Genomic DNA, 3634 nt, shown 5'->3' on the forward strand with positions numbered 1-3634 from the left:
CAGCCACTTCTGATCGGCCAGGGTTGGGGCGATGGCTGCGATTTCGGCGGGTTCGCCGATGACCAGGAGCAGGCGGACTTTTCGGCGCCAGAAGAGGCCATATTGTTCACGCAGATGAAATTGAAGGTCAGGAGCCTTATCGGGCGAAACTCCTGGCTGTTCCAGTTGTGGAGGCGGCGGCAAATCGTCCGCACCATGTTGGCCATAATTGGCACGCCCCCGCGCTCCCGCCAACAAAAAGCGCCCAGCCAGCAATATCAGAAACAACACGCAGACCAGAACTCCAAACCCGACAACGTCTCGAAACGGCATCCAAGCCTCCTACTGAGAAAGCGTCGGCACAGGCGTCAACGCCGTGCCCCAGAGCAGCGAGTCAACACCGCTACTTCCGCTGAAAATGAATTGCGGTCCGGCACCGCGTTGAAAAGTTTGCGTTGCGGCAGCGATCGCCAGCCAGGGTGATGCCTTGCCTGTGCACCCCAGCAAGGTATCTAGATCATGAAGTCCCTGGCTCTGTGGCATTGGCATCGCGACCTCATTCAGCACCGCTGTCAGCGCAGCGTTACGCTGTTTCCCCACGCCCACTCGCCAAACATGCTCGATGAAGCGCCCGGGCAGTGGCACCCAGTCGAGTGCTTGGAAAACGGCATAACGCAGCGCCTCCAAGGTCGGTCCATGCTCCTGCTCAGGGCGATGCAGATAAGCCATTGGCGACAGAGTGGTTTGCGTCAGCCGGTTACCCAACAGGATCCCGACGGCAACCTCACTCGCGCCTTGTGGCTGGGCCGGGGCAAATTGGATTGCCACAACCAACAACAGCGCCTTATCGGAGATACGCTGGTCGAGCCATTGATCCACTGCAAACAACCCGCTGCTATCAACCGAAACAACCGGCTGACGAATCCCTGCCTCACTCCAGGCCTGCCCCCATACTCGGCGCCACTGGGCCTCCGGAAAACCACTATCGATTTCCAACAATAAGCCCAGTGGCGTGTCGTTTGGGAGTTTCGTAAGAGCGGGCAATAAATCATCGAGCACCCGCCCCATCACCTTTAACAGCGCTTGTTCAGGGTCTGGCGTATCGGCCGACAAGCAACTTTTGCACAACAATGCCGGCGCCATTCTGGACGGCAGGGCCGTTGGCCTTTGGCTCCCACCAAGCAGCTCGTCCAACTGGACCTTCGGGTCCCCCAGAGCAGTATGCAAACTCACACTCAATACCTGCTGCGAGCGTCGGCCACGGCGTTTTCGCTCAGCCAAATCCTGGTCCCTAGCCTGATCCCAACCATTGGCTGCATGCTTTTGATCGAAATACAGCAAAAAACGCCCGAAAACCAACAGACACCAACCAAAAGTCGGCACGCCCACAACGATCCCCCAGAAGACATCGACCTGTTCCTGCAAGGGTTGACTGCTGAACAATAATGCACCGCCAGAAGCCACCAGCAAGAGCAAAGGTAACAGCGCCAGCCAAAGCCAAACGCGAGGCGGTGACGGACGCGATGCCGGTGGCGGAACTTGATTCAATTTGACCGGCATGACTAGCTTGCACTCACTTCAGGTAGTGACGAAATCAACGTACAACCGCACGCACAGCGATGACCTTGAAAGGCCACGGTAATGCCGTCGTCGCGAAATGCTGGATTTCCCTCCGCAATAACAGTTCTGCCGTGGCCGGAAACAGGACACTCCACCGGATCACCATGGCGGGCGACTCCGATGTTCGCGAAACGCATGCTCGAGGAGCCGGATAGGACCGTGCCGTTGCCGGTAGTTTTGTCACCGATGCGGATTATGTTTTTCATAAGCTTTGATTAATCTGTTGAGGAGGTTTTTATTTTGAGTTTGATTCATTCCGAAACAGGAAACTTAGACATAAACCTAGAAAACTATCGACTTACAATCGATCCACATCGTGATCGATTTCAATTTTGCAGCGTAGGTAACTTTGCATCTGCCGCCCGTCGAGTCCTCTACCTTAACCTTATCCCCGTTTATCAAATACATCCCCGTTTTAAAGCTGGGCTCAGAGTCACCGCGATAAAGGAAAGACTTTTCCCTTACAACCCCTTCAACCGGACTTGACGTCCTGACGACATCAAAGAGAGGCGAGCGTACCGCCGCCTCTACAGCTGTTCTATCCTTATAGGGATAAAAATATGTAGGCTGACCTTGTGCATCGACAAAGTCGCCCCCCATATCAAAAAAACGGGTAAGCCGTTCATCCAGAACTGGGACCTCACCCTGAAGCCTTATCACACTCACATCATAAACATCACTTACAGGGTCCCAAGACCTTGGCGTTTCAATACTATGAATAACAAATAGTACCTCACCATATTTTTTGCCAACTGGGATAAAAAATGCATCGTTGATTTTCCCTCGAGTTCCAGCATATGGAAATTCATAGACAAGCTTCGCCCCCTCTGACTTTCGAAAAAAAAACACAGATATCCCATCAGGGCTTTTTGAAAAATCGCCATCGTATTGTTCGTCTGTTCTAGTGTAAACAAAGCACACTACCCCTCCTGATATGTCTTTGGGAGGATAGGCCTGCCCCAACCCAGCCTTGTTGCAAAAGCTTTCACTTCCAACAGCATTTCTTACAAAAATAAAAACCAAGAACCCAATTAGCCTAATCATATTCTGAACAACCACTCTTAAAATTATGATAAAAAATAGACGTAATATCCCGTTTATGTTGCTTACGCTCAGACAAACCTGCAAGCCCCGCATTTATTGGGCGAGTGACAGCAGTAACGGCAGAGTCACTTGATAAGTGACCGTTATCTGCGATCGCTGCTATGCCTCGCCATCTCCAGAACCACAATGCAGTTTCTATAGCGATCGAGTAATCGCGCTCCAACAAATCAGGATTTGAATCAACTGCCAAACCTGTTTCCAAGGCACACTTTTTATACGTCTCGTAGTGAGTTAAATGAATCAGCCCGCGACCTCGAAAATCTTTACCTGGCTGTTCATCACTTCCATAGCAATGCATACCATACGCCGCATCGTTTGCTATTAAGTTCTCTTCTATCCACTTCAACTTACGCTCCTCATCCAAAAACGCCATACCTCTTCTAGAGAATCCAGCATTTATTACACTTGGAGACAGACGATATAGCTTTTTAGCCGTATAGGTCTTTCTTGAGTAATTTAGAGACTCCCGAAAGTCAACAAATCCTCCAGTCTCCACTTTTGCCTGTGCTAAAAGATGAGTCACCTGACTGCAACTATTTATGCCATATTTCTCAAACATACCCCCTGACGCATCTACCATCGCCTTAATGAAAGACGCCTTAACCCCACCCCCACATATTTTTTTAACAAACTCTTCGGTCAAATTTATTTTTGTACGACATTTATGGCAGATCAACACACCTTCACTACAACTCATAAACTGACTCGGCAACGCCACCGGATGAAAGTGATACACCTTCCCATAAGTAGGTAACCCTACCCTCTCAGCCACCTCCCCCCACCAGCTCAACTCCTTGATCCGCTCCTTCTCCGCCAGCCAATTCAAATGCGGCGTCGAGCCACTGTGCCCAAGAATCTCATCCAAAATGTCCCACCGTTGCGGGCGGTGCCATTCGCTTTCACTGTGAACAATCAACTGCGAAATTGACTG

5 protein-coding genes are annotated in these 3634 nt (G+C 50.9%); all 5 read right to left on the bottom strand.

What is annotated here, in order from left to right; genetic code table 11:
* On the bottom strand, positions 1–312 hold a 312-nt coding region (locus HX875_RS24650), incomplete at its 3' end, for a hypothetical protein (RefSeq protein WP_177046505.1).
* A 9-nt stretch (positions 313–321) separates the two neighbouring features.
* A complete protein-coding gene (locus tag HX875_RS24655; protein ID WP_177046507.1) occupies positions 322–1539 on the bottom strand; it encodes a hypothetical protein in 1218 nt (405 codons plus the stop codon).
* Positions 1540–1541: 2 nt separating this feature from the next.
* The gene (locus HX875_RS24660) at positions 1542–1805 is read right to left on the bottom strand and encodes a PAAR domain-containing protein (RefSeq protein WP_177046509.1); all 264 of its coding nucleotides are present in this window, start codon (positions 1803–1805) and stop codon (positions 1542–1544) included.
* 76 nt (positions 1806–1881) lie between these two features.
* A complete protein-coding gene (locus tag HX875_RS24665) occupies positions 1882–2643 on the bottom strand; it encodes a hypothetical protein (RefSeq protein ID WP_177046511.1) in 762 nt (253 codons plus the stop codon).
* The coding region (locus HX875_RS24670; protein WP_305729649.1) for a glycoside hydrolase family 19 protein at positions 2636–3634 on the bottom strand (999 nt) is incomplete at its 5' end. The genes HX875_RS24665 and HX875_RS24670, both read right to left, overlap by 8 nt.

The organism is Pseudomonas yamanorum (assembly GCF_013386765.1).
Classification (GTDB): Bacteria; Pseudomonadota; Gammaproteobacteria; order Pseudomonadales; family Pseudomonadaceae; genus Aquipseudomonas; species Aquipseudomonas yamanorum_A.